Genomic DNA, 784 nt, shown 5'->3' on the forward strand with positions numbered 1-784 from the left:
CGCGGCCGCCGCGCGTGCGCTGGCCGCGGCCGGATGCGACATCGTGATCTGCGACGACGGCCTGCAGCATTACAGGCTGTCGCGCGACATCGAGATCGAGGTGATCGACGGCGCGCGCCGCTACGGCAATGGTCGACTGCTGCCGGCTGGACCGCTGCGTGAGCCCGCCACGCGTGCGGCGCGGTGCGATTTCCACGTCGTCAACCTGGGCGATGGCGCGCACGGCGAGGCCGGCTTCGGCGAATGGCCGATGAGGCTGGCCACGCGCGATGCCATGCCGCTACAGGGCCGGCGCTCTCGGCCGCTGGCGGGTTTCGCCGGGCAACGCGTGCATGCGCTTGCCGGCATCGGCGATCCGTCGCGCTTCTTCAACATGCTGAAGGCGCGAGGCATCGCCGTGGTGCCGCATGCCTTCGCCGACCACCACGCCTTTCGTGGCGAGGATCTCGTGTTCACCAGCCCGTTGCCGGTGCTGATGACGGAGAAGGACGCGGTCAAATGCGCGGCGTTCGCACCCGAGGATAGTTACAGCGTGCCCATCGACGCGGAACTCCCGGAGGCGTTCTGGGCCGCACTGCTGGATCGCATCGCACGCCTTCGCGAGGCCTGAGCCATGACCGATTTCGTCGTCGCCATTCCGGCGCGTTACGCAGCGTCCAGGCTGCCCGGCAAGCCGCTCCGACTCCTTGGCGGCGAGCCGCTGGTGTTGCACGTCGCGCGCCGTGCGCTGGGCGCCGGTGCGCGCGAGGTATGGGTCGCGACCGACGACGAGCGCATCGCCGGT

General features: G+C 70.2%; 2 protein-coding genes. Both read left to right on the plus strand.

Features of this window, described 5'->3' with window-relative positions; genetic code table 11:
- Nucleotides 1-610, plus strand: a 610-nt coding sequence (lpxK, locus tag FW784_RS14115) for a tetraacyldisaccharide 4'-kinase (RefSeq protein WP_149353950.1), incomplete at its 5' end; no start/stop codon positions are given.
- 3 nt (nt 611-613) lie between these two features.
- A partial coding sequence (locus FW784_RS14120; protein ID WP_425481666.1) for a cytidylyltransferase domain-containing protein occupies nt 614-784 on the plus strand: 171 nt, incomplete at its 3' end.

The organism is Cognatilysobacter lacus, from assembly GCF_008274655.1.
GTDB classification, from domain to species: Bacteria; Pseudomonadota; Gammaproteobacteria; order Xanthomonadales; family Xanthomonadaceae; genus Cognatilysobacter; species Cognatilysobacter lacus.